The sequence below is a fragment of the Paraburkholderia unamae genome (assembly GCF_003096875.1).
Lineage (GTDB): Bacteria > Pseudomonadota > Gammaproteobacteria > Burkholderiales > Burkholderiaceae > Paraburkholderia > Paraburkholderia unamae.
Window position 1 is genome coordinate 56,920 of sequence record NZ_QEOB01000002.1, and the last position, 23,810, is coordinate 80,729.

Sequence of the window (23,810 nt, forward strand, 5' to 3'; positions counted from 1 at the left end):
AAAAGAAAGAGGTCGATAATGGCGATAGAACATTCCGCCGACGTAGTCGTCGTCGGCTCTGGCGTGGCCGGCAGTCTGGTGGCGCACCAGATGGCCCAGTCCGGCGCCTCCGTGATCCTGCTCGAAGCGGGACCGCGCCTCGCGCGCTGGCAGATCGTGGAGAACTTCCGCAATTCGCCCGCGAAAGCCGACTTCGCCACGCCTTATCCTTCTACCAGCTTCGCACCGCATCCCGAATACTCGCCGCCCAACGACTACCTCGTGCAGAAGGGCGACTATCCGTACAACTCGCAGTATCTGCGGCTCGTGGGCGGCACCACCTGGCACTGGGCCGCTGCGGCATGGCGCCTGCTGCCCTCGGACTTTCGTTTGAAAACACAGTACGGCGTGGGCCGCGACTGGCCGTATCCGTATGAAACGCTCGAACCGTGGTATCAGCTCGCCGAGGTGGAGCTCGGCGTGTCGGGCCCGGGCACGACGCACGATCTCGGCTCGCCGCGCTCGAAGCCTTACCCAATGAGCATGCTGCCGCTCTCATACATGGATCAGCGCTTCTCCGATGTGTTGAATGCGAATGGCTTTCACGTGGTGCCCGAACCGGTTGCGCGCAACAGCCGCCCCTACGATGCGCGGCCCACTTGCTGCGGCAACAACAATTGCATGCCCATCTGTCCGATCGGCGCGATGTACAACGGCGTGATGCATGCGGACAAGGCCGAGCGCGCGGGCGCGAAGCTCGTGCCGCAAGCGGTGGTGTATCGCATCGAAGCCGATAACAAAGGGCTCATCACCGCGCTGCACTACAAGGACCCGAACGGCAGCAGCACGCGCGTGACGGGCAAGCTCTTCGTGCTCGCGGCGAACGGCATCGAAACGCCCAAGCTCATGCTGATGTCGACGAGCGACGCGTTCCCGCACGGTATCGGCAACAGCTCCGACCAGGTGGGGCGCAATCTCATGGATCATCCGGGCACGGGCGTCACGTTCCTCGCCAACGAGCCGCTGTGGCCGGGGCGCGGGCCCATGGAAATGACGTCGGTCGTGAATTTCCGCGACGGCGCGTTCCGCTCCGACTATGCGGCGAAGAAGCTGCATCTCTCGAACGGCGTCCCCACCATGGCCATTGCCGCCGCGCTCATCAAGAACGGCTTGACGGGCGCGGAACTCGACCGGCAGATCCGCGAGCGCGCCTCGCGCACGCTCAACATCAACAGCTTTCACGAGCACCTGCCCGAGCCGCAGAACCGCGTGCTGCCTTCGGGCGAGCACAAGGACGGGCTCGGCATCGCGCAGCCCGAGATCTACTACTCGATCAACGACTACGTGAAGAAAAGCGCGGCCAACACGCATGAACACTATGCGCAGATCGCACAGCTTTTCGGCGGCACGGAGATCACCTTCGACGACACGTTCGCGCCCAACAACCACATCATGGGCACGACGATCATGGGGGCGAACGCCGCCGATTCGGTCGTCGATGCGGACTGCCGCACGCACGATCATTCGAACCTGTTCATTGCCAGCAGTGCGGTGATGCCGACCGCCGCCTCGGTGAACTGCACGCTCACGATCGCCGCGTTGTCGCTGAAGCTGGCCGACAAGCTGCGCCACGAGCTTTGATGCAAACGCGAGACAGACGATGAAAGCAACGAAGTCTTCAGCCGTGAGCACCGAGCGACAGAAGCGTGCGCGCGCCGCGCTTGCGGCCGCGCTCTTTAGCGCCTTCGCGCTGTATATCGCGTGGCACGCTGCGCATGAATCGCAAACGCGTCCCGTCGACGAACTGCCGTTGTCCTCCGCGCGCGGCGACGACACCTCGTCTCCCGCCGTGGGCGCGAACAAACCCGACCTCGTCAAACGCGGCGAATACCTCACGCGCGTGGGCGACTGCGCCGCCTGCCATACCGCCGATCCGGGCAGGCCGTTTGCGGGAGGCCTCGCCATCAATACACCGTTTGGCAAGATCTACACGCCGAACATCACGCCCGACCCCGATACCGGCATCGGCCAGTGGAGCGACACCGACTTCGTACGCGCGATGCATGAAGGCATTGGCAAAAGTGGCGAGCGGCTTTATCCCGCGTTTCCGTATGTCGAATTCACGCGCGTGACGGAGCAGGACGTGCTCGCGATCCGTGCGTATCTGAACACCGTCGCGCCCGTGCACTACAGGCCGCCCGCGAACGCACTGCGCTTCCCGTTCAATCAGCGCTGGCTGATGCTGTTCTGGAATCTCTTCAACTTCAATGAAGGCCGCTTCGTGCCCGACCCGAAGCAAAGCGCCGAATACAACCGCGGCGCGTATCTCGTGAAAGGCCTTGCGCATTGCGAGGAGTGCCACACGCCGCGCAACTTCATGCAGGGCCTGAAGACGACCGGGCGATTCTCGGGCGCGACGCAAGCGGGCTGGGATGCGTACAACATCACGCCGGACCGCACGAGCGGCATCGGCAACTGGAGCGACGAGGTGTTGATTTCGTATCTGTCGACGGGCGTTGCGCCGGGCCATGCGAATGCGGCAGGGCCGATGGCCGATGTGGTGTTGAACTCGACGCAATATCTGACGCGTGAGGACTTGCGCTCGGTGGTGGCCTACCTGCGTGCGCAGCAGCCGGTTTCGGGCGGCGTGGCGCGCTCGCGCGATACGTGGGGCAAGCCGGCCGCGAACGACATCACCGCGCTGCGCGGCACCGCGATCACGAGCGTGAATGGCCTGCAACTGTTCGTGGCGAACTGCGCGAGCTGCCACAACTGGACCGGCGAGGGCGTGGGGGCGAGCGCGCCGGGGGCGTATCCGTCACTCATTCATAACAGCGTGGCGGGCGCGGCCAGTGCGAACAATCTGGCGATGGTGATCCTGCACGGCGTGGCGCGCAAAACGAAAGACGCCGACGTGCTGATGCCGGCGTTCGGCGACGAGTTGAGCAACGACCAGGTCGCGGCGATTTCGAACTACGTGACGAAACAGTTCGGCAATCCGCAGGCGACGCTCACGCCCGATCAGGTGGCGGCGTTGCGCGCGCAACCGCAGTAATGCGCGGGTTATGCATTGCGCTTACACGCCGCGCCGGCGAATCGGAGCGTGCGTGCCTGCGCGGATCAGGCACGCTGCTTGCTCGCATTGATCGCCTCCGTGCAGCGCGCATCGAAATCGCATTCGATACGATGTTTGGCGCGCATACGGCCCATTCACACAGCGCTATGATGACGTAATGACGCACACATCCGACGCCCTCGTGCAGCACCACGCCGCCAACCTTGCAGGTCGCGATTTTGTTGTAGGCGATTTGCATGGTTGTGTGGAGGCCTTGCGCTACTTGCTGCGCGAGGTCGACTTCGACACCGCGCACGACCGGCTGTTTTCGGTGGGCGATCTCGTCGATCGCGGCGACCGCGAACAGTGCGAGCAGGCGCTCGCGCTCCTCGACAAGCCGTGGTTCCATGCCGTGCTCGGCAATCACGAAGACGCGCTTTGCGCCGTCGCCGAAGGGCGCATGCCGCGCCACCGCTGGTATGGCATTGGCGGCGGCTGGGCGCAGAGCGTGCCCGACGACGTGCTCGTGCGTTATGCGCAACGGCTGCGCCAACTGCCGCTCGTGCGCGTGGTGGGCGAGGGCCCCAAGCGCTTCAATATCATCCACGCGGAATTTTTCGGCGACGACGCCGCACTCGACAGCGGCCAGTTCGAACCGGACGTGCGCGAGCGTCTGTTATGGGGGCGCGATCTCGTGCTCGGCGCGGGCGAGCCGCCGCATTTCGCACTCTCGCTCACGTTCTGCGGGCACACGCCCGTGCGCGAAGTGCGCCAGATCGGCTCGCAGGTGTTCATCGACACGGGCGCGTTCATTACTGAAGGACGCCTGACTATTGTCGAGGCGCTCACGTCGCGCGTGTGGTCGGCTTCGACGGTCGAAGCGCTGGCGCATGGCGCGGCGGCGATCGTTCTGCCCTGAAGCCGCTCGCATCTACACGATGCGATTCAACTCGAACACCATGTCGATGGTGTGCCCGTTCCAGTTGTATTCCAGATACGCCGCGTGATGGCACGCGCGCAGCAGCGTCGTGCTGAGCGCGGCGAGACATTCGCCGCCATCGTCGCGCACGGACGGATAGGCAATGCCTGGCGCGCGCGCAACGCGCGCCGCGCGTCCCAGCACCTGGCCTGCGGTGTAGTCGTCGGGCGAGAGCACGCCGGGATCGAGCGCGGGGTCGTCGCGCAGGTCGATCACCTCGCCGTGCGCGATCACCGTATAGAGCCGCATTTGCTGGCGGATAGGCGGCTCGCTGGTGGCCGCGAGAAAGAGCGCCGAGTGATAGCGCGTTTCCGCCACGGCCGTGGTGCGCGAGCGCGCGCAATAAAACACGCCGTAGGTGCCATCGGAGAAGCGGCTGCCCTGCGGATTCAAATGCGTGAACGCGGCCATGATCGGCCCATAGCCCGGACCGAAGCGGCGCTCTTCGCGCGGCACGAGGTCGAGGTCGCCGGTTTCCGTGCGCAGACGGTCGTTGGTCAGCGCCTCAAGCGCGTAAAGCGCATCGAAGTCGTCCGCCGACGCCACGCGGTCGAACAGGTTCACGGCCGGAAAACGGGTGGGGATCACGCGAAATGCGGGTGACCAGGTGAGTTGCGCGCTGCGCCAGCGGTCTTGCCAGTGTGTTTGCGTCACGCCCAGCCGCCTCGCATTGCGTCGAGATACTGGCGCACGGCCACGAGGTCGCTGACGTTGCCGGCCAGCATGCGGTCCAGCGCGCGCCGGCCGCCGAACGGCGGGGCGCTGTTGGGACGCTTGATCCAGGTGTCGGCGGCGGCGGGTTGCGGCAGGAGGATTTGCAGCGCCTTGTAAATGCCGAGGAGGAGCGAAAGCCGCTCCAGGGTGTCGCGGCCGAGGCGGGCGCTTTGCGGTGCTTGCTTCCACTTGAAGAAGGTGGATCGGCCGGGAGAACCGAGCAGCACGATTTGCTCCTCGACGCTCAGGTCCCAGTCGCCCGCAATCCGGAAGAAGGCCCTCAGGCCCGCCGCCGACATCTCGGTCAACGAAGGCTCGGCGCCGGGTCGTCGCGCCGGCGAGGTGGAAGCTGCGGCATGTGGCATGGTGGTCGAGTCCTGATTTGAACTTTTAGTAGATATTAGTCCATATGTGGATTATTGCAAGTTTTGACTCGGTATAATCCTCGCCGGAACATTTCCGGACAAAGACGGCATTCGAGGAGGAGACGGAGTGCGGGCAGGCGTATGGATGGTCGCGGCGATGATGTTTTCAATGCCGGCGTGGTCGGAGGGACAGCCCGCTCAGGGCTCTCATGGTTCGCGTGGCACTCACGGTTCTCAGGGTTCTCAGGCCGGCCATGCGGGCAAATCGCGTGGCGCGCATGGCTCGCGCGGGCTTGCGCAGTCGCATGTGCAGGAGCACGCCGGTCACGCGAAGGGTGCGCATGCCGCGCCAAAGACGAAGTCCCGGCACGCAGCGGGGCATGCGGGGGCGCAACGGCATACGCACGACGAGGCTCACACGGCGGCGCGACCGCATGAGCCGGCCGCGACCCGGGGCGCCACGCAGAAGCGCCCCGCGCCAAAACCCGCCGCCGTGCGTCCTGCGCCTCGCCACAAGCTCGTGGTGGATGCGCCGCCGCCGCGCGTGCCGCGCGCGATACCCCAGCCGCACGATTTGCCGCCGATCCTGAGCTGATCGGCCGCCTGGCCTGGGCGCCTCCCGGTGGCGCTTGCGCTCGCTCAGCCCGCCCCGAGTCCCGAGGCCAGCAATTGCAGCGTTGCCGCGGTTCTCGGCTCGCGCACCCGCGTATGGAGCATGACGTGCGAGGCCGGTAGCGCCGGCAAGCCGAGCCGCGCGCCGACGTCGATCAGCTCGCGCGGCGCGACCCGGCGCGCCAGCGGCGAAACCGCAAGACCCGCTGCCAGCGCCGCGCCCACGGCGGCTACGCCGCCGCCCACGAACACCTCGGTCCACGCGACGCCTGCGGCGTCCAGCGCGCGGATCGCCGCCGAGCGCACGGCGCAGGGCGCGGCGAGCAGCGCGAGCGGCAGCGCCGTGCCGGGCTGCCACTGCCATTGCGGCGCGGCGAGCCAGACGAGCGGCTCCGCAAAGAGCCGCTTCGCGTCGCCACGCGGCGCTTCCTCTTCCTCCTGACGCACGATGACCGCGTCGAGCCGCCGCTCGTCGAACTGCGCGAGCAATTGCGCCGAGAGTCCCAGATGGAGCTCGACCACGAGCCCCGGATCGTGAATACGCAACTGGGCGAGCTGACGGGCGAGGTTCGCATCGGCGACGTGCTCGCTCAGGCCCAGCGCGAGGCGGCGCTCGTTGCCCGAGAGGGATTCGAGCGCCCGTTCGTGGGCGCCGAGCAGGTCGCGCGCGGCGGCGAGGAACGTGAGGCCGTCGGGCGAGAGCCGCACCACGCGCGGCGTGCGTTCGAGCAACTGCTTGCCCAGATGCGCTTCGAGGCGCTTGAGCTTGAGGCTCACGGCCGATTGCGTGGTGTCGAGGGCGTCGGCGGCGCGCGTGAAGCTGCGCAGTTCCGCGACGAGCACGAAGGCGCGCACGGCATCGAGATCGAGTGGTTTCATTTCAATTGAAAATAGATGAAATATCTATCGATGTCTTTTCATTATGATAGATCGCGCCTAGTCTTCTGTCATGTCAAACCCACCGAAGGAGCACGACATGCCATTCACCCGAATCGCGGTTCGCACAGGCAAGCCCGCTGCCTATCGCAAAGCGCTCATGCAAGGCGTTCACCTTGCGTTGATGGAAGTGTTCAAGGCGCCCGAGGACGATCAGTTCATGATCGTGACCGAGCACGACGCCGATAACTTTGTGTTCGGGCGGCATTACCTGGGCATCGAGCGCAGCGACGATCTGGTAATGATCCAGATTGCCGTGAGCAATACGCGCGGACAGGATCAGAAGAAGGCGCTGTTTGCGCAGATTGCCGACAACCTCGCGCGCGATCCGGGGGTGAGGCGCGAGGACGTGTTCGTCAATCTCGTGGATGTCGCGCGGGAGAACTGGTCGTTCGGCAATGGGGTGGCGCAGTACGCGACGTGAGCAACCCTCGGCAGGCGTCGCCAGGACGAGAGGGATAAAGCGCTGTCGCTAAGGACTGCAATCGATCCACATGGAACGTTCGCGTTCGCCATGATTGGCACTTGGCGGTTGGACTCGCATCCATTCCAAACACGCATCGCCTTTTGTCAAACGCGCACCTCGACACGTCTTGCACGCCTCAGAATCAGGCGACTCCAACTCGCCGTGAGACTCGACGTGGACGCTTTTCCCTCCGGCTTGGCAGCCGTCGTGAGCAAGTGCGCGACGCCTGCCATGCTCGACTTTGCAAGCGCGCTCGAAGCGCAAATCGCCCGTCGGACAGAGGCGAGTTCGGCGCCGAATGTCGTCGGGTACGAAGCCGGCTCTGCGGCGTCCTCATCGGCAGACGCGTTCGACGGGCAATTGAGCTTCCTGCGCGACGCCGGACGGGCGATCGCGGCCGGCGTGCCGCAAGTGCGGTGTCGCGCGTTCGTCTACTATCGGTTGCGCCGCCGGTTCATTTTTCAGCGCCCGCGGCACGCTTCGCCGACGAGGGCATCGAACTCAGCGTGGCGTATCTGGCTAGTGCGCAAACGCCGCGCGACAAGCCGGCAATAGCGGCATTCAACGCCTCTGGCTGTCGGACGAACTCTGGCATCTCGCCGATCTGTGCATTTAGGACGCTCTGCCCGCAGGCGTATGCATGCGCGCGAGGTTGCATGCCGCTTGCGTCGGAAGGACCCACTGCTCGACCCGTTCGCGGCCGCGACACATCGCTTGACGAATCCGCACCAGCATGTCTTGCCACCGTCAATCGCCCAGCCCCCTCCACGGCCGTCGTGCTGCGCCCCATACGGCGTCACACGATTGGCGCGGCAACTCGCCACCAACCCCGCTGTGTCATCGTCCCTGTTAACCCCAACCAGATCCCAATGTAAACACAGCAGAGGGCCAGACAGGTAGGATGCGCGTTGTTGTACTGCATGCCAGTTCACGATCCCTCTTCACTCTTCGGAAGACGGACGACCTTCACGGTTTTGTGACTTCCAGACAGGACTACAGAGCAGGCCATGGACACGATCCACTCGATTTCCGACGGTATCCGATTCTCTCTCGTCCTCATCAAGCCGACCCATTACGACGACGACGGCTACCCGATCCAGTGGCTCCGCTCGGTCATGCCTTCCAATACACTGGCGTGTATGTATGCGCTTGCTGATGACGCGCGCAAGCGAAATCTGCTGGGCCCGGACGTCCAGATCGAGATCGAAACATGCGATGAAACCAACCAGCGGGTGTGGCCGGAGTGCATCATTCGCGACCTGAAGGCAAAGGGCGGGAGAGCGATGATTGGTCTGGTCGGTGTCCAGTCGAACCAGTACCCGCGCGCCCTCGACCTCGCCCGCCAGTTCCGTGCCGCAGGCTTGCCCGTTGCGATTGGTGGCTTCCACGTTTCTGGCTGCATCTCCATGCTGCCCGAGATGCCCGCTGAGCTTACGCAAGCGCAGGCAATGGGGGTGGCGCTCTTCGCTGGCGAGGCCGAGGAACGGCGTTTCGACGAGATCCTTCTCGACGCGTGGAATGGTGCAATGAAGCCCCTGTATAACTTCATGGACGATTTACCCACGCTCGAAGGGGCGCCCCAGCCCTTCTTGCCGCGCAAGCATATTGAAAGAACGGCGGGGACCTATACCTCGGTTGACCTCGGTCGTGGCTGCCCGTATCAGTGCTCGTTTTGTACCATCATCAACGTGCAGGGGCATAAGAGTCGCTTTCGCACTCCCGACGATCTGGAAAAGATCATCCGCGAGAACGCAAAGCAGGGCATCGACCGTTTCTTCGTCACGGACGATAATTTCGCCCGCAACCACGACTGGGAAATCCTGCTCGACCGCGTCATCGAACTTCGGGAGAAGGAAGGCATTCACTGCGGCTTCACGATCCAGGTCGACACGCTCTGTCACAAGATTCCGAACTTCATCGAGAAGGCAACGCGCGCGGGTGTGCGTCGCGTGTTCATCGGGCTTGAGAATATCAATCCCGAGAATCTGATCGCGGCCAAGAAGCGGCAGAACAAGATCACCGAATACCGCGCCATGCTGCAACAGTGGCGCGCGCACGGCGCGATTACCTATGCTGGCTACATCATCGGATTCCCGGCGGACACGAAAGAATCGATCCTGCGCGACATCGAGATCATCAAGCGTGAATTGCCGATCGACATTCTCGAATTCTTCATGCTTACCCCGCTCCCGGGTTCCGAGGATCATCAGACGATGGTAAGGAACGGGGAATGGATGGACCCGGACATCAACAAATACGACACCAACCACCGGGTCACGCACCACCCGAAAATGTCGGACGCCGAATGGGAAGAAGCGTATCGGTGTGCCTGGAGCACGTTTTACTCGTACGACCACATCCGCACGATCGTCAAGCGGGCAGCGCAGATCCCGAACGGCCGGCCGAAGACGATCATGCGCACCATTGCCTGGTTCAGACTGATGATCGAACACGAGGGTGTGCATCCGCTCGAAGGGGGCGCCCTGCGAATGAAACAACGCCGTGACCGTCGCTGGGGGCTGCCGGTCGAATCGCGGCTTCGCTTCTATCCGCGCTACTGGGGTGAGACCGTTGTCAAGATGACAAAATATCTGCGCTTCTACCTCAAGACAGAGGCTACCCTCAGGGCAGTCATGAAGGCACCGGACCGTTACGCCTACACGGATATCGCCATCACGCCGTTGAAGGAAGAGGAGTTCGAGCAGCTTGGACTCTTTCACGCCACGAGCGGCGGCGAGGCGGCGCTGGCTGTCCACCACCGGCGTATTGCCATCCGGTCAACGGGCCCGTCTGCCGCGTGATGGCGCCAAAGGGCCATGCCCAGGATGGCCCGCAATCAAAATCAGTTGCGGCTTCATGCGTCATGTCTCCCCGTCACTCGCTCAGCGGCGCATAGCGGCAGATGCCGCGCGAGCAGGGTGTTCTGAAATATCGCCAGCGCTCATCGCGGCTTGTTTTGCACGATAGAGCCGACACTCGCGCCCACGACGCACAGAATGCCCACGAACTGGAGCAGAGTGAGCGGCTGAGCGAGTGCAACGAAACCTATCGCCGCTGCAATGGCGGGCTCCGCACTCATCAGGATTCCAAACGATGACGAAGTCATGCGACGCAGCGCACTGAGTTCGAGCACATAGGGCAACAAGGGCACAAGCAGGGCGAGCCATGCCGCATCCAGCACTTGTGCGCTGGAGATGCGCCCATGCGTCTGGGCGAGCCCGAGTGGCGTCATTACGGCAGCGGCGACGATCAACGAGGTGGCGAGCCCTTCAAGCCCCTCGAATCGTTGCCCGATATGCTTCATCAGCACGATGTAGGCGGCCCAGCATGTCGCCGTACCCACCGGAAAAAGCAGCATCCACGGGCTTTCCACGACCCACGCGCCGTCATGGCGCGCGAGTAGCCACACGCCCAGCGCGGCAAGCAAGGGCCACGCGAGCATGCCGATCCGGCGCACGCCCGCCGTCGCGACGGCAAGCGGGCCAAGGAAGCCAATCGCCACGGCGAGGCCCAACGGCACGCGATTGACCGATTCGAAATAGCACAACGTCATGCCGGCCATCGCGCTTCCCAGCACGAAAGCGGCGAGCCAGTGCTCGCGCGTGAAGGTGCGCCACTTCGGCCGGGTGACGACGGCGAGCAGCAGGGCCGCGATGCAAAGGCGTAACCATGTTGTGCTGGCGGTACCGTATTCGGCGGAGATCGGCCGGGATAGCGCGCCGCCCAACTGGATGCTGGACATCGAAACCACGCAGAACAGCGGCGCAATGACCCTTGGCCACCGAGGAGAAAATCCCGTCATTGCCGTGGGCCGGGTCATACTCGCTTTGTCGGGCATTGCAGAGACTCGTCGGTTTATCTGCACCCGATGGTAACGGGACCGATTGCTAGCCCATAAGCTCGAACTTTTTATCTCCGCATCAGGAAAATTTATGCCCCGCGATCTCGACAGTACGCTCCTGCGCACGTTCGTCACCGTGGTTGAGACTGGCAATATCAGCGATGCCGCTGTCGTGCTGCATCGAACCCAGGCCGCCATCAGCATGGCGTTGCGTCGGCTGGAAGAGGATGTCGGCCAGCGCCTGCTGCAACGCTCGCCGCGTGGCGTAAAACCCACGGCGGCGGGCAATGTGCTGCTGCCGTATGCCTGCACGCTGCTCAACGCGGGCCTGGCCGCGCGGGCCGCGCTCAATACCGGCGAGATTGCCGGCACGGTCAGATTGGGGATGCTCGAAGACATCGCGGTGGGACATTTGCCGCATGCGCTAAAGCAGTTCGCGACATCCTTTGAGAACGTTGCGCTAGAGATCGTGATCGACGGCAGCGCAACCTTGGGGACGGCGCTTGTCAAAGGGCAGCTCGATATTGTGATCGGCGATCCCTCACTCATTCACTTGAGCCCGGATGTGACGTGGCGGCATCCGTTGCGTTGGGCCGCGACGAACACCGGTGTCGTGTCGTTCGACGATGGGCCAGTTCCCATCGTCGCGTTCGCGGGCCAATGCCCCTGGCAGGACGCGCTGTTTGCGTCCCTGCGCGATGCGGGGATTGAGTGGAAGGTGGTCTGTACGAGCGCGAGCCTGTCGGCCATCCAGTCGGCAGTGCAGGCGGGACTGGGCATTGGAGTCCTGCTCGACTGGACCATTCGGCGCGACACGATGCGTGCGCTCAACGCGGGTGAATTTGGCCTGCCGGTGCCGCCGGACGCGAGTTTTGGGTTGTATACGCGCAGGGAAGACCAGACTGCCGCGACGGCGACGTTGCAGCAATTTCTGCTTGAGTCATTGGCGCCTGGGCACGCCGCCACAACCGGAGACTAGCGCCCGATGAGGGAAACCCTGTTTGGGGTGTTGCGTTTCAACGAGGCGCGACGGCGAGGCGATGTTTATCCTGGCTCGCTTATTCGTTGCTGGCCGTTGCGCGGTTCTCGTGCGAAGGCAGACCGATCCGTTGGGCGGCTTCCTGTATGGCGTAGACGCCGACGGCAGTCGTTACGCCTGTGATCAACACGCCGAGCAGCCCAAGAGATACAGCGATAATCCGGCCGGTTGCGGTCGTCGCGACGATGTCGCCGTACCCGATGGTCAGCGCGGTCACGGCGCAAAAGTAAAGCACCTCGCCCGGCGAAGAAGGGGCGCGCGTACCGGTTTGAACGGCGCCGCCCAAGTAATACATTGCCATCGACAGCGCGAAGAAGGCGACGAGAAGGCCCGCCAGAATACTGCGCAGGTACCACAGAATCCGGAAGTATGCGGTTATCGCGTCCCGGGCGTGGATGTACCCACGCCCTTTTCGCCACGTCATGTCGTTCATGCTCGCGCTGTTCTTTGAGATTCACGCTGCGTTAGCTATCGCCGCCGTGGCGAGCGGGTAGGGCGGCCATTCGCCGGCCGCCGCTTACAAGGCCCGGCTAACCAGCAACGGGTCCACCACCCCAATAGCGTCCGTCTCCCGGCTCGCGTAAGGCAACTTGTGCAGCACGAACCGCATGGCGTTCAGCCGTGCGCGCTTCTTGCAATCGGAGCGAACAACGGTCCAGGGTGCATCGGCCGTATCGGTTTGCGAAAACATCGCTTCCTTCGCGTGCGTGTACTCGTCCCACTTGTCGAGCGACGCGAGATCGACCGGGCTCAGCTTCCATTGCTTGAGCGGATGCACCTTTCGCTCCTTGAAGCGTCGGCGTTGTTCCGCCCGGCTCACCGAAAACCAGAACTTGATGAGGTGAATGCCGCTGCGAATCAACTGACGCTCGAATTCAGGCGCCTGCTGCATGAAATCCGTATATTGCTCCGTCGAGCAGAACCCCATGACATGCTCGACACCCGCGCGGTTATACCAGGAGCGATCGAACAGCACGATCTCGCCCGCCGACGGCAGATGTTGCACATAGCGCTGGAAATACCACTGGCTGCGCTCCAGCTCGGTGGGCTTTTCGAGCGCCACCACGCGCGCGCCGCGCGGGTTCAGGTGCTCCATGAAGCGCTTGATCGCGCCGCCCTTGCCGGCCGCGTCGCGCCCCTCGAAGAGAATCACCACGCGCTGCCCGCTTTCCCGTACCCAGGCCTGGAGCTTGAGCAGTTCCACCTGCAAGCGGTACTTCTCGCGCTCGTAGTTGCGGCGCGACATCAGGTTGCGATACGGGTACGCGCCTTCGCGCCATCCGGACGCGAGTTCCTCGTCGGGGTGGCGCGCGCGCGAATTGCGCCAGTCGGCCGGGTTGCCTTCGAGGAGCATGCTGCGCAACTGGGCGGCTTCGTCGGGTGACATACCCTGCATCAACGCTGCGATCGACTCCAGCAGTGTGCCGGGCGGGTTCTGCTGCGCGTGCGTAGGCGTGAGCAGATCGTGAACGGCGCCGGCGATCGCCTGGCTCGCCGATTCGACGGCGCTGTCGACGGTGCGCAGCTCGGCGCTGTGAGGCGTGACGAGCGGCGGCCGCGTGGCAGGGCCGGTGTCGCTTTCGATGGGCTGGGGAGCGTATTTAGGCATGGTTTCGATGTATTTGCAGGAAGGGAACGGCGGGTGAAGCCGGGGCCGGCAGGGCGGGGTCCGGCAAACGGAGGCGACGGCGGGAGGCGATCGCGCGGAAGTCACGGCGTGTGTGCGGCAATGCGACGCAGGGAATGTTGCCGTGTGTACCTGCCGGGGCGGCACGAAGGCAAACCCGGCCACAGCCGACGCGTGCCGCCGCACGGTCGGTTGGGCGCGGGACGCTGCCTTGCTCAGGCGTTTGCCGCTTTCCTCAGGATCACGTACAGCGAGTCCTTGAGCTGGAGCTTTTCTTTTTTGAGCTGCTCGATTTCCATGCCGTGCGAAGCCACGACACCGGCTTCCATGTTCTTGATCTGCTGGTCCAGTTCGTTATGGCGATGGAAGATGCGGGCGAAGTGGTCGTCGTGAATCTTGAGGCGCGAAATCAAATCTCTGTACTCTGGGAACACTCAATACTCCTGACAGATGTGCAAAATGAGGGAAATTGAAACGTAATCATTTTTCCACTGTCTCGTCATGGCAGTCTTGACCATCATCAGATGCCGGCTGAGTCGGGGGCGACGCCAGGGGTTCCGCCAATGAGATCCGGGCAATGACGGCGGCCGGTCAGGGACGTTCCCTGGGGCGCCGGCGCCGGGTCGCGTGTACCATCGGTCCCGCAGCGACACCGTTGCTGGCTCCCCATCCGCTTGCACCGTTCTCAACCTTCGCGCCCAATCACAGAACCTGGAGCGTTCATGGATCGCGTTCTCGAAGTCGTGCTGGATGTCGTGATCCCGGCAGCACCGGATAAAAGGTACGCCGAAGCCGCCGCGGCGACCGATGCGCCTGGCGACTCGACGCCTTCGGCGCTGGCCGCCGGCCTGTGCGCCGCCTTGCCCTCGCTCGTGGCGCTGGCGCAGGTGCGCGAGCGCGTGACCACGGTGGCCTTCGACCGCGCCGGTACCCTGGCGCGGTCCGGTTGGCGGGTGGCGGTGGAGTCGCACGACGATGCGCAATGCGTCGTCGTGTCGAGCCGGTGCGCGCACACGCCGGGGGTGAGCGCCATCGCGCCGATCTTCGAGGCGCCGCTCGACGCAAGCGGCATCGCCAATGCGCTGTTCGACGCCGCTCCCGAGCCGTTTCGCGAGGCGCTGGGCGCCGCGGACGAGCTCAAGCCGTCGGCCACGCTCGTGTTCACGCGCACCCGCTGGCAGTGGCCGCGCGAGGGCGTGGAGGTGCAGCTCACCTTCGACGAATATGTGCGCGAGGCGTCGGGCCCGCCGCAGAAGACCGAAGGCGAAGGCGACACCGCTGCCGCCGTTGCGTCGCCCCCCGACCTGCACGAACTGCGCTTGAGCGCACCCTGGCCCGAAGGCGAGGACGATGCGCCGATCGTCGCTGCGCTTTTCGCCTGCGCCGGTGAACTGGTCGGAGCGGTGCCCGCGTTCGTGCGCCTGACCGACGCGCTCGAGCGCGCCGCATCCGGCTGCGTGACCGGCGACGCCGAGGCCGTCAAGGCGCAAGCCGTGGATCTCGCGGGCGCCGTCACGGCCGAGGCCGCGCTCGTCGCGATCGGCCGCAACATCAGCGCGCAGTGGTTCGGCAATGACGGCGGCGTGCGCGACAGCGCCGACGGCGAATTCATCCATCAGATGCGGGTGGCGCAGCGGCGATTGCGCACGGCAATGCGCATTTTCTCGCGCTGGCGCGACGACACCTGGACCACGCGCATCGAGCCGGATCTCAAATGGCTCGGCGGCTTGCTGGGCGATGCGCGCGACCGTGACGTATTCGTGGAGTCCACGCTTCCGGCGCTCGCGGCCGCCGATATCGAACCCGGCCGCTGGGATGCGATTCGCGACGAGGCGAACGCCCAGCGTCTTGCCGCCCGCGCACGGCTGCGCGAGGCGCTGGCCTCGCCGCGTTATGCGCGGGTGGCGCTCGCGTGGCTGCAATGGCTCGACGAACTGGCGCGCCGCGCACGCGACGCGGGCGCGGCCGGGCGTTCGCTGCACCGCCACGCCAAGCGGCGCGTGCGGCGCTATTACGAGGAGCTGGCGGGCACGCAAAAGCTCACCGCCATCGACGAGGCGAGCCGTCACCGCGCGCGCATCAACGCGAAGTATCTGCGCTACACGATCGAATTTTTCGCCGCGCTCACGTCGCGCCGCACGCGCATGGAGGTGGCGCGCACGCTTGCGCGGCTCCAGAGTGTGCTGGGCGACGGCAACGATGCCGCCGTGGCCCTGCGCTACCTCGAACGCATGGACGCCGAGCCTTATCAGCTTGGTTTTGCGCGGGGCTGGTGCGAGGCCGTCAAGCGCTATACCGCGAAGGAGGGCGAGCGCCTGCTGCGCGAGCTGGGCGAGCCGAAGGTGGCGCGCGGGGCGTGAGGCGCATCTCTATAATCACTGGCGGGTTTGTGAGGCCGGGCCGGTGTTCCGGCTCCTGCCGTCTTGTCCATTTTTCGTTTTGCGCATGATGAATTCCGCCGCCTCGAATCCCCCGCCCGCCGGGCCCGGCCACGCCGACCCTCAAGCCGATGCCAACGCCGAACTGCGCCTTGGCGGTTCGGTCTGGTTTCAGTCCGGGCAGCAGATGCTCGGCGGCGCGGCGCGCATCGCGCTGCTCGAAGCGATCCGCACGACCGGCTCGATCACGGGCGCGGCGAAGGCGGTGGGCATGAGCTACAAGGGCGCGTGGGACGCCGTCGACGCCATGAACAATCTCGCGGGCGAGCCGCTCGTGCAGCGCGCGGCGGGCGGCAAGGGCGGCGGCGGCACGACGCTCACGCCGCGCGCGTTGCGTCTTGTCGAAACGTTTCGCGCCATCGAGCGCGAGCATCGGCGTTTTCTCGAACGCGCGGCCCAGGCGCTGGGCGCAGGCGCTCAGGAGGGCGGCGGTTTCGAACGCGATCTGGCCGTGCTTGGCCGCCTCGCGATGCGCACGAGCGCGCGCAATCAGCTTTTCGGCACGGTGGCGCGCGTCGCTCAAGGCGACGTGAACGACGAAGTCTCGATCACGCTGCCGGGTGGAGACATGCTCGTCGCCACGATCACGCACGAGAGCGCCCAGGCGCTCGGGCTTCAGACTGGCGCGCAGGTGGTGGCACTGGTGAAGGCGACGTCGATCGTGCTGGTCGCGGGTTCGGCCGACGCGGCGCGATTGTCGGCGCGCAACCGGCTGAGCGGCGTCGTCGAGGTCGTGCGGCGTGGCGCCGTGAACGCGGAGGTGACGCTGGCCTTGCCGGGCGGCGTCGTGATCGCGGCGATCGTGACCGACGCGAGCGTGGATGCGCTCGGCCTCGCTCCGGGAGAAGCGGCGACCGCTGTGTTCAAGGCCTCAAGCGTGTTGCTGGGAGTGGCTGGCTGAGGTGCGGCCGGCTCGAGCGTAGCGGGCCGGGGCGCGGCCCGCTGGGCGCCGTCAGGCTGCGTGGCGCTGCGGGGGCGGCGTGAGGCCGTTGCGGGTCTGCGAGATCGGGGCGTCGGGCGCGCGGTTGGTGCGGCCAGCCTTCCATTTGGCGCGCACGTAGGGCCGGTCGTGGCCCGAAACGGTCAGCGCGATGTTCGTGACCCAGCGATGCGTGGGCACGTGCACGTTGTGCAGTGCGACAGTCAGCGCCGCGAGGCTCAACGCGACGACGGCCGCCGAAATGCGTTGTGCCTTTGCATGCCACCAGTAGCGCGCGAACACGAGCGCCGTGAGCGCGCCGACAATGCAGCCGGTGACCGCTTCGGAGGGCGAATGCGCGTCGAGCACCACGCGCGAGAGCGCCACGGCGAGCCCCACGCCCACGCCCATGACGACGCCCGCCGCCCGCACCACGGACGGCACGCCTTGCAGCATCAGAAAGAACGCAACGGGATACACGGCCGTGGAGAGCATGGCGTGCCCGCTGATGCCCGTGAAGTCGACTTCGCGCACGCCCACGCCCCAGCCGAGAAAGGCAATCTTGGTCAGCGTCACGAGGCCGATCGCCACGCCGAGCAGAAAGACCCAGCTTGCCGCCATGCGCCACGAATAGCCCGCGACGAGCCATAGCGCGATCGCCAGCGCGAGCGGCAAGGTGAGGCCCGCGCCGCCGAGGTTGGTAATCGAGTACCACAGATGAATGGGTAAATCTGGCATGAGTCCGCGCCGCCGGGCGTGTTTGATAAGGATGCAAGGGTTGCCGCTAACCAGCCACCCCATATAAGTAACGCGCGACCGGGCCGGCTGGCCGACAAGCGCATCGAGCATGTTTCCAGTATAGCCGTGCCGCATCGAAGCAAGCGCCATGCGTCGTTCGAACGCAAGGCGCAGCCGGACCAATCTCGGACCCGTCCGATCTGCAACCTCGACCAATTGGTGTTATTGTGCGTTGCACAACGACAGATCGCGGCAAATCGCCACGATGTGTCAGACCCTTTTACGAGGCCATAGATGACGAAAAATCTGACGAAGCTATGGGCAGGTGGCATGCGACGTCTGCTCGCCATCCAGCATCGGGCAGCCCGCGACGCCCTCAAGAGCGCGGGAATCGACGCGCCGCAGCCCCAGGCTATCTGGCGCGCCGCCCAGGCCGCGGCCGAGCAGGCGGCGCAGCAAGCCGCGCCGGCCGCGCGCCCGAACAACGGCGCACCGGTGCGCGAGTCCCGCGTGGGGCCGCGCGCGGCCGCCTGGGCCGAGGGCGAGTGGCGCCGCGCGGAGCATGTCGCGCCGGCCGGTGCCCAGCATGCCGGGCGCACGCTGGCCTACGGCCTTTACCTGCCGCAGGGGCGGCCCACGGCGGGCATGCCGCTCGTCGTGATGTTGCACGGCTGCCAGCAAACCATGGATTCGTTCGCCGAGGGCACGCGCATGAATCTGCTCGCCGACCGCCACGGTTTCGCGGTCGTCTATCCCGAGCAGTCGGAGCGCGCGCACCCGCATCAGTGCTGGCATTGGTACGACGCGCGCGACACGGCCGGCGGCGGCGAGGCGGCCGCGGTCGTCTCGCTCGTCGACGCGCTCGTTGAGGAGCATGGCTTCGACCACTCGCGTGTCTATCTGGCGGGCTTGTCCGCCGGGGCGGGGCTCGCGATGATGCTGGCCGTGGGTTCGCCCAGCCGCTTCGCTGCCGTGGCGCTGCACTCCGGCCCCGCTTTCGGCGAGGCGCGCTCGGGCATCTCGGCGCTCGACGTGATGCGGCGCGGCGTGCACCACGATCCCGTGGCGCTGGTGGATAGCCAGTTGGGTGCGCGCCCGCACCCCGGCATGCCGGCGATTGTCGTGCAGGGCGATGCCGACGCCGTGGTCGCGCCCGTGAATGCCGAGCAGCTCGCGCTGCAACTGCTGCGCCTCAATGGGCTCGCGGACGAGCGTGGCGTGCGCCAGGGCGTCGTCTCGCGCGAGATCTTCAAGGAGGGCTATCGCGAGCAGGATTACGAGCTCGACGGCGCGAGCGTCGTGCGGTTGTGCCGCGTGGCGGACCTCGACCACGCCTGGAGCGGCGGCGACGACACCGTGCCGTTCCACTCCTCGACGGGGCCGGATGCCAGCGCGATGATCTGGGACTTTTTTGAGCCGCATCATCGCGAAGCCGTGGACGAGCTTCACGACGACGAATTGACGCAGGACGCAGGCTAAGCGCGTCCGCAGGCAAATTATGGGGTTTACCCGTAATAGGGTTTACCCTATAATGAGCTCATTCGTTTCGCGGGCGCGTGCCCGTCTAGAAGGGCCAAATCATGTACCTGCTCAGCCGTCTTTTCCTGTTCCTCTCCGAAACCGCCGAGACCCGCCGCCAACAGCGCGAAGAAGCGTATCTGTCGGAATCGGTCGATATCTACGATCTCGAATTCCGTATGCGCAAGCTCGATCGCGAGAAGGCCACGCGTCATCCGTCGTGGATGAATCACTACGGCTAAGCAGGAAGCCCGTGCCCTGATCGGGGTGCGAAAAGAAAACGGCGCCCCAAAAGGCGCCGTTTTTGCGTTTACGCACGCGTTGCGTGCCGTTGAACGCGCCGCTCAGCGGCCCGAACCCGAGCCCGATCCCGGCATTTCGGCGGCCTGCTTCTCCTGCACGCCGTAGCAGCCGCGATAAGTCGCGTAGAACGAGCAGTAGAGCATCGTCGTCACGATGATGAGCGCGGGCATCAGGATCGCCACCGTATAGTCGCCGGCGCCGAGCGCGTGCAGGAGCGTCGTAAAGCCGATCGACACGACGGTCGACACCGCGAACCACAGCGCGCCGTACACCACGAACGCGCCCTTGTTGCGCCAGCAGCTCACGACGCTGAAGAACATGGCCTTCACCGGCGGCACGTCGTGCCACGCCGTGAGCACGGGCGCGAACCAGAACAGCATCGAAACGGGCACGTAGCAGAGCAGCGAGGCGAGCACCGCGAGCGGCACGTTGGTGTTTTCGAGCGAATCGGTGTCGAGCGTGCCGCCGAGTGTCATCAGGCGCAGCAGCGCGCCGCCGTCCACGAACGCCGACGCCGCGAGCACCAGCAGCATGGCCACCACGTAAATTGCGCCAAGCGTGAGGAGGTGTTTGGCCACGCCGCTGCCGTACGAGCGGAAACCGTCGATCAGGATGGTCGGGAACACCGGCTTGCCCGCGATCGTGTCGCGGCATGCCGCCATGAAGCCGACGGCCACGCCGGGCACGAACAGGAGCGGCAGCACGCCGCCGATCACGGGAATGGCGGAAATCAGTGTCATCGCCAGCAAATAGGCGAAAAACAGCGTGAGAAACGCGAGCGGATTGCGGCGGAACAGCCAGATGCCCTGGCGGAACCAGACGTAGCCCGCCTTCGCGGGGACTTCAATTAGTTGCATGGGCGATGGGGCAAGGCGTGATGGGAGCCCGAGGCGCTGTCGGCAATGCGCTCGCGCAGGATGCGCTCGAAATGGCCGGGATCGTGGGGCTTGAGCAGTTCGGCCGAGCGCGGCAGGTGGAAATCATACAGGCGCGAGACCCAGAAGCGGTAGGCGCCTGCACGTAGCATGTCGATCCAGTGGCGCGTTTCCTCGGGCGTGAAGGGGCGCACGGTCTGGTAGGCGCGCAGGAGCGCGTCGGCGCGCGCCGTGTCGAGCTTGCCCGTGGGCAGGTCGACGCACCAGTCGTTCACCGTCACGGCCACGTCGAACAGCCACTTGTCGCAGCCGGCGAAATAGAAGTCGAAGAAGCCGCCCAGCCGCACTTCGTGGCCCGGGGCCGGATGCGAGTGCGCGAACATCGCGTTGTCGCGGAACAGGTCGCAATGGCACGGGCCGCCCGGCAGCGCCGCGTAGTCGGCCGAGCCGAAAAACGCGCGCTGGTGATCAAGCTCGCCCGCGAGCAGCGTGCGTTGGGCCTCGTCGAGAAAGGGCAGCACCGTCGGCACCGTTTCTTCCCACCAGGAGAGGCTGCGCAGGTTCGGCTGGTCGCCGCGGTAGTCGCGCCCCGCGAGATGCATGCGCGCGAGCATCTGGCCCACTTCCGCGCAGTGCTCCACGCCGGGCGCGAGTTCGGGCGCGCCTTCGAGCTTCGTGACGACCGCCGCGGGCTTGCCCTGGAGCAGGCCGAACAGCGCGCCGTCCTTGCGCGGCATGGGGTCGGGCACCGGCACGCGGTGCGCGGCGAGGTGGCGCATCAGGTCCAGATAGAACGGCAGTTGTTCGGCCGTGAGCTTTTCGAAGATCGTGAGGACGTATTCGCCGCGCGTCGTCGTCAGGAAGAAATTGCTGTTTTCAATGCCGGACTGGATGCCGCGAAATTCGACGACATCGCCGAGATCGTAGTCGCGCAGCCATTGGGCAAGCTGGTTGTCGGTGACAGCGGTGAAGACGGCCATGCAAGAAGGTCGGTTGATTTGTAATAGTCGGGCGGCAAGCGCGGCTTCGTGCTGCTTGTGCTGCTCTCAGGTCTCGCGAGCGCGGCCGGTTCGGGCGCCATGGCGTCGGCCCTCGTTGCGGAGGCGGCGCGCATGGCGTGAGCGCACGCCTGCCCGGTCAAGGCAGGCGCGCGCCCGGATGGATCAGTAATGCAGGTTGATCGACGGCAGGCGTGTGCTGGCCTGGCCGTTCTGACGCACTTGCGGCGAGGTGTCGGGGTTCGCGCTCATCGAATAACGGGTGCCGAAGTTCGAATGCACGTTGATCTCGACCGGCTTGCCCTTGTCACGGTATTCGGTGATTTCGGTGCCGTTCGGGCTCACTTCGTGAAAGCTCGGCTTGCGCGGCACGTCGTTGATATCGACCTTCGAGGTGACGTGCGCCGTCGGCTTGTTGTTGATCGCGGCCAGATCGGGCAGGCCGGCGCGTTCGTTCTCGGACTGCGCGGACTGCGCCTCGACGGCGGTCCTGGCGTCGTCGGCTGGGGCGGCCATGGCGAGCCCGCTGAAAGCGAGCGTCGCCGCGACGGCGGCAAGAAGGTGCGACTTCATGATGATTCTCCTGTCGACCGGAGTGGGGGTTCAGCCCTGACTCGGGTCACATACGAAGCTGGGATGCTTCGATTCTAACAAATCCGGCCGCTGCGCCCCATGTCGCGCAAGCGCTGAGGCCCGCGCCGGGCGGGCGGTGCGCGGTGCTCGCGGCGCTTGCGCGCCGGGGCCCGCAAAAGCCCTGGGCGCGGCGGGGGCCGCCATCTGAAAGACGCATCTTCCGTGGTAATGTGGTTCCATCAAACGGAGAGGCGAACGAAGATGAACAACGATAGCTACCTGCGGCCCCTCATGATGCCGGCGCACGATTTCCCGGACGAATCTTTCGCCGACGCCGCCGACGCCGTGGCGCGCCTCTCGAGCATTTACGAAGCGAACACGTCTTTCCTGCGCGACGCCTTTGCGCGCTATCGCCGCGGCGAGTCTTTCGACCGGCGCGTGCGCGCCTGCTACCCGTACGTCCGCATCCGCACCAACGTCAACACGCATATCGACTCGCGCCGCTCGTACGGTTTCGTGGCGGGCCCCGGCGTGTTCGAGACCACCGTCACGCGGCCCGACCTGTTCGGCGATTACTACCGCGAACAGTTGCGCCTGCTGGCGAAGAACCATCACGTGGGCATCGAAGTGGGCGTGTCGGATCAGCCGATTCCGGTGCACTTCGCGTTCGCCGAAGGCATTCACCTCGAAGGCGATCTCGACCGCGAGCGCCTCGTCGCCATGCGCGACGTGTTCGATACGCCCGATCTCGCGCAGCTCGACGACCGCATCGTCAACGGCACCTACGAGCCGCAGCCCGGCGAGCCGCATCCGCTCGCGCTCTTTACCGCCCCGCGCGTGGACTTCTCGCTGCACCGGCTCAAGCACTACACGGCCACCTCGCCCACGCACGTGCAGAACTACGTGCTCTACACGAACTACCAGTTCTATATCGACGAGTTCGTGAAGCTCGGCCGCGCGATGATGGCGCACACCGACGACGCCGACCTGCGCAATTACCGCAGCGAATACACCTCGTTCGTCGAGCCCGGCGACGTGGTCACGTATAACGCGAACCTCGGCGAGCAGGGCGACGAAGGCACGGCGCCCGCGCGCCTGCCGCAGATGCCGGCCTATCACCTCAAGCGCGCCGACGGCAGCGGCATCACGATGATCAACATCGGCGTGGGGCCCTCGAACGCCAAGACGATCACCGACCACATCGCCGTGTTGCGCCCGCATGCGTGGATCATGCTGGGACACTGCGCGGGCCTGCGCAACACGCAGCGCCTGGGCGACTACGTGCTCGCGCACGGCTATGTGCGCGAGGATCACGTGCTCGACGCCGACTTGCCGCTGTGGGTGCCGATTCCGGCGCTCGCCGAGGTGCAGCTCGCGCTCGAGCGCGCGGTGGCGGACGTCACGAAGCTCGACGGCGTGGAGCTCAAGCGCGTGATGCGCACGGGGACGGTGGCGAGCGTCGATAACCGCAACTGGGAGCTGCGCGATCACCGCGAGCCGGTGCTGCGCCTTTCGCAAAGCCGCGCAATCGCGCTCGACATGGAAAGCGCGACCATCGCCGCGAACGGATTCCGCTTTCGCGTGCCGTACGGCACCTTGCTGTGCGTGTCCGACAAGCCGCTGCACGGCGAACTCAAGTTGCCGGGCATGGCCGATTCGTTCTATCGCGCGCAGGTCGACCAGCATTTGCAGATCGGCGTGAAGGCCATGGAGATTCTGCGCACCAACGGCCTGCACAAGCTGCATAGCCGGAAACTGCGTAGCTTCGCTGAGGTGGCGTTCCAGTAGTCGCGGCTCGAAAAACGGGCGGCCAGGTGCGGGCGGCTCGCCCGTTT

General features: G+C 65.4%; 23 protein-coding genes and 1 pseudogene. 12 read left to right on the forward strand and 12 right to left on the reverse strand.

Translation table 11 applies throughout. The annotated features are described in order from the left end of the window. The first annotated feature begins 18 nt into the window (after nucleotides 1-18). The 3 genes from C7402_RS04155 (at nucleotide 19) to C7402_RS04165 (ending at nucleotide 3,953) form a co-directional block, all read left to right on the forward strand. Nucleotides 19-1,620 (forward strand): GMC family oxidoreductase, encoded by a 1,602-nt coding sequence (locus C7402_RS04155; RefSeq protein ID WP_116609714.1) that lies wholly within the window; start codon nucleotides 19-21, stop codon nucleotides 1,618-1,620. Between the two features lie 19 nt (nucleotides 1,621-1,639). Then, nucleotides 1,640-3,034, forward strand: a complete 1,395-nt coding sequence (locus C7402_RS04160) for a c-type cytochrome (RefSeq protein WP_116609715.1) — start codon at nucleotides 1,640-1,642, stop codon at nucleotides 3,032-3,034. Between the two features lie 178 nt (nucleotides 3,035-3,212). Then, a complete protein-coding gene (locus C7402_RS04165; RefSeq protein ID WP_112169716.1) occupies nucleotides 3,213-3,953 on the forward strand; it encodes a metallophosphoesterase in 741 nt (246 codons plus the stop codon). 12 nt (nucleotides 3,954-3,965) lie between these two features. Here the strand turns inward: C7402_RS04165 and C7402_RS04170 are convergent, their stop codons facing one another. The 3 genes from C7402_RS04170 to C7402_RS04185 form a co-directional block, all read right to left on the reverse strand. After that, on the reverse strand, nucleotides 3,966-4,667 hold the full coding sequence (locus C7402_RS04170) for an RES family NAD+ phosphorylase (protein WP_112169715.1): 702 nt from the start codon (nucleotides 4,665-4,667) through the stop codon (nucleotides 3,966-3,968). Next, nucleotides 4,664-5,092, reverse strand: a complete 429-nt coding sequence (locus C7402_RS04175; protein ID WP_116609716.1) for an MbcA/ParS/Xre antitoxin family protein — start codon at nucleotides 5,090-5,092, stop codon at nucleotides 4,664-4,666. The genes C7402_RS04170 and C7402_RS04175 overlap by 4 nt, the downstream gene beginning before the upstream one ends. Nucleotides 5,093-5,731: 639 nt before the next feature. Continuing rightward, nucleotides 5,732-6,583, reverse strand: a complete 852-nt coding sequence (locus C7402_RS04185) for a LysR family transcriptional regulator (protein ID WP_116609718.1) — start codon at nucleotides 6,581-6,583, stop codon at nucleotides 5,732-5,734. 97 nt (nucleotides 6,584-6,680) lie between these two features. Between C7402_RS04185 and C7402_RS04190 the strand changes: the two genes are divergently transcribed. Both C7402_RS04190 and C7402_RS04195 read left to right on the forward strand, forming a co-directional pair. Then, nucleotides 6,681-7,064 (forward strand): tautomerase family protein, encoded by a 384-nt coding sequence (locus tag C7402_RS04190; protein WP_116609719.1) that lies wholly within the window; start codon nucleotides 6,681-6,683, stop codon nucleotides 7,062-7,064. A gap of 204 nt (nucleotides 7,065-7,268) precedes the next feature. Continuing rightward, nucleotides 7,269-7,661 (forward strand): hypothetical protein, encoded by a 393-nt coding sequence (locus tag C7402_RS04195; RefSeq protein WP_116609720.1) that lies wholly within the window; start codon nucleotides 7,269-7,271, stop codon nucleotides 7,659-7,661. A 57-nt stretch (nucleotides 7,662-7,718) separates the two neighbouring features. Here C7402_RS04195 and C7402_RS04200 read toward each other — a convergent pair. After that, a pseudogene (locus C7402_RS04200) lies at nucleotides 7,719-7,966 on the reverse strand (IS5/IS1182 family transposase); the annotation flags it as partial. Between the two features lie 147 nt (nucleotides 7,967-8,113). Here C7402_RS04200 and C7402_RS04205 point away from each other — a divergent pair. After that, nucleotides 8,114-9,907 carry a B12-binding domain-containing radical SAM protein gene (locus C7402_RS04205; RefSeq protein WP_116609721.1) on the forward strand — a complete coding sequence of 598 codons (1,794 nt, stop codon included), beginning with the start codon at nucleotides 8,114-8,116 and terminating at the stop codon, nucleotides 9,905-9,907. A gap of 140 nt (nucleotides 9,908-10,047) precedes the next feature. Here C7402_RS04205 and C7402_RS04210 read toward each other — a convergent pair whose 3' ends face one another. Continuing rightward, nucleotides 10,048-10,848, reverse strand: coding sequence for an EamA family transporter (locus C7402_RS04210; RefSeq protein WP_244314735.1), 801 nt, complete (start codon nucleotides 10,846-10,848; stop codon nucleotides 10,048-10,050). A gap of 190 nt (nucleotides 10,849-11,038) precedes the next feature. Here C7402_RS04210 and C7402_RS04215 point away from each other — a divergent pair, with 190 nt between their 5' ends. Continuing rightward, the gene (locus C7402_RS04215) at nucleotides 11,039-11,926 is read left to right on the forward strand and encodes a LysR family transcriptional regulator (protein ID WP_112169708.1); all 888 of its coding nucleotides are present in this window, start codon (nucleotides 11,039-11,041) and stop codon (nucleotides 11,924-11,926) included. Nucleotides 11,927-12,005: 79 nt separating this feature from the next. Here C7402_RS04215 and C7402_RS04220 read toward each other — a convergent pair whose 3' ends face one another. The 3 genes from C7402_RS04220 to C7402_RS04230 all read right to left on the reverse strand — a co-directional run bounded on the left by C7402_RS04220 (nucleotide 12,006) and on the right by C7402_RS04230 (nucleotide 14,047). Then, nucleotides 12,006-12,419, reverse strand: coding sequence for a potassium channel family protein (locus tag C7402_RS04220; RefSeq protein WP_116609723.1), 414 nt, complete (start codon nucleotides 12,417-12,419; stop codon nucleotides 12,006-12,008). 84 nt (nucleotides 12,420-12,503) lie between these two features. Next, nucleotides 12,504-13,595: a polyphosphate kinase 2 gene (gene ppk2 / locus C7402_RS04225; protein WP_116609724.1), complete on the reverse strand. Its 1,092-nt coding sequence runs from the start codon at nucleotides 13,593-13,595 to the stop codon at nucleotides 12,504-12,506. Nucleotides 13,596-13,828: 233 nt separating this feature from the next. Next, complete coding sequence (locus C7402_RS04230; RefSeq protein ID WP_112169705.1) at nucleotides 13,829-14,047, reverse strand: HP1242/YdcH family protein; 219 nt, start codon at nucleotides 14,045-14,047, stop codon at nucleotides 13,829-13,831. A gap of 288 nt (nucleotides 14,048-14,335) precedes the next feature. Here C7402_RS04230 and C7402_RS04235 point away from each other — a divergent pair, with 288 nt between their 5' ends. Both C7402_RS04235 and C7402_RS04240 read left to right on the forward strand, forming a co-directional pair. Continuing rightward, nucleotides 14,336-15,973 (forward strand): CHAD domain-containing protein, encoded by a 1,638-nt coding sequence (locus C7402_RS04235; RefSeq protein WP_116609725.1) that lies wholly within the window; start codon nucleotides 14,336-14,338, stop codon nucleotides 15,971-15,973. An 88-nt stretch (nucleotides 15,974-16,061) separates the two neighbouring features. Continuing rightward, entirely contained in the window at nucleotides 16,062-16,952 is an 891-nt protein-coding gene (locus C7402_RS04240; protein ID WP_116610063.1) for a TOBE domain-containing protein, read from the forward strand. Nucleotides 16,953-17,003: 51 nt separating this feature from the next. Here the strand turns inward: C7402_RS04240 and C7402_RS04245 are convergent, their stop codons facing one another. Then, complete coding sequence (locus C7402_RS04245) at nucleotides 17,004-17,708, reverse strand: phosphatase PAP2 family protein (protein WP_112169703.1); 705 nt, start codon at nucleotides 17,706-17,708, stop codon at nucleotides 17,004-17,006. A gap of 294 nt (nucleotides 17,709-18,002) precedes the next feature. Between C7402_RS04245 and C7402_RS04250 the strand changes: the two genes are divergently transcribed. Next, nucleotides 18,003-19,187, forward strand: coding sequence for an extracellular catalytic domain type 1 short-chain-length polyhydroxyalkanoate depolymerase (locus C7402_RS04250; RefSeq protein ID WP_116609726.1), 1,185 nt, complete (start codon nucleotides 18,003-18,005; stop codon nucleotides 19,185-19,187). A gap of 101 nt (nucleotides 19,188-19,288) precedes the next feature. Further along, nucleotides 19,289-19,468: a DUF3563 family protein gene (locus C7402_RS04255; protein WP_112169701.1), complete on the forward strand. Its 180-nt coding sequence runs from the start codon at nucleotides 19,289-19,291 to the stop codon at nucleotides 19,466-19,468. A gap of 102 nt (nucleotides 19,469-19,570) precedes the next feature. On the opposite strand, the gene C7402_RS04260 is transcribed toward C7402_RS04255, so the two are convergent. From C7402_RS04260 to C7402_RS04270, 3 genes are all read right to left on the reverse strand, one after another. After that, on the reverse strand, nucleotides 19,571-20,386 hold the full coding sequence (locus C7402_RS04260; protein ID WP_116609727.1) for a BPSS1780 family membrane protein: 816 nt from the start codon (nucleotides 20,384-20,386) through the stop codon (nucleotides 19,571-19,573). Further along, nucleotides 20,377-21,384 (reverse strand): homoserine kinase, encoded by a 1,008-nt coding sequence (locus C7402_RS04265; protein WP_116609728.1) that lies wholly within the window; start codon nucleotides 21,382-21,384, stop codon nucleotides 20,377-20,379. Before C7402_RS04265 ends, C7402_RS04260 begins: the two co-directional genes overlap by 10 nt. A 183-nt stretch (nucleotides 21,385-21,567) precedes the next feature. Next, the gene (locus tag C7402_RS04270; protein ID WP_116609729.1) at nucleotides 21,568-21,975 is read right to left on the reverse strand and encodes a hypothetical protein; all 408 of its coding nucleotides are present in this window, start codon (nucleotides 21,973-21,975) and stop codon (nucleotides 21,568-21,570) included. 291 nt (nucleotides 21,976-22,266) lie between these two features. Between C7402_RS04270 and C7402_RS04275 the strand changes: the two genes are divergently transcribed. Further along, nucleotides 22,267-23,763 carry an AMP nucleosidase gene (locus C7402_RS04275; RefSeq protein ID WP_372460314.1) on the forward strand — a complete coding sequence of 499 codons (1,497 nt, stop codon included), beginning with the start codon at nucleotides 22,267-22,269 and terminating at the stop codon, nucleotides 23,761-23,763. Nucleotides 23,764-23,810: the final 47 nt, after the last annotated feature.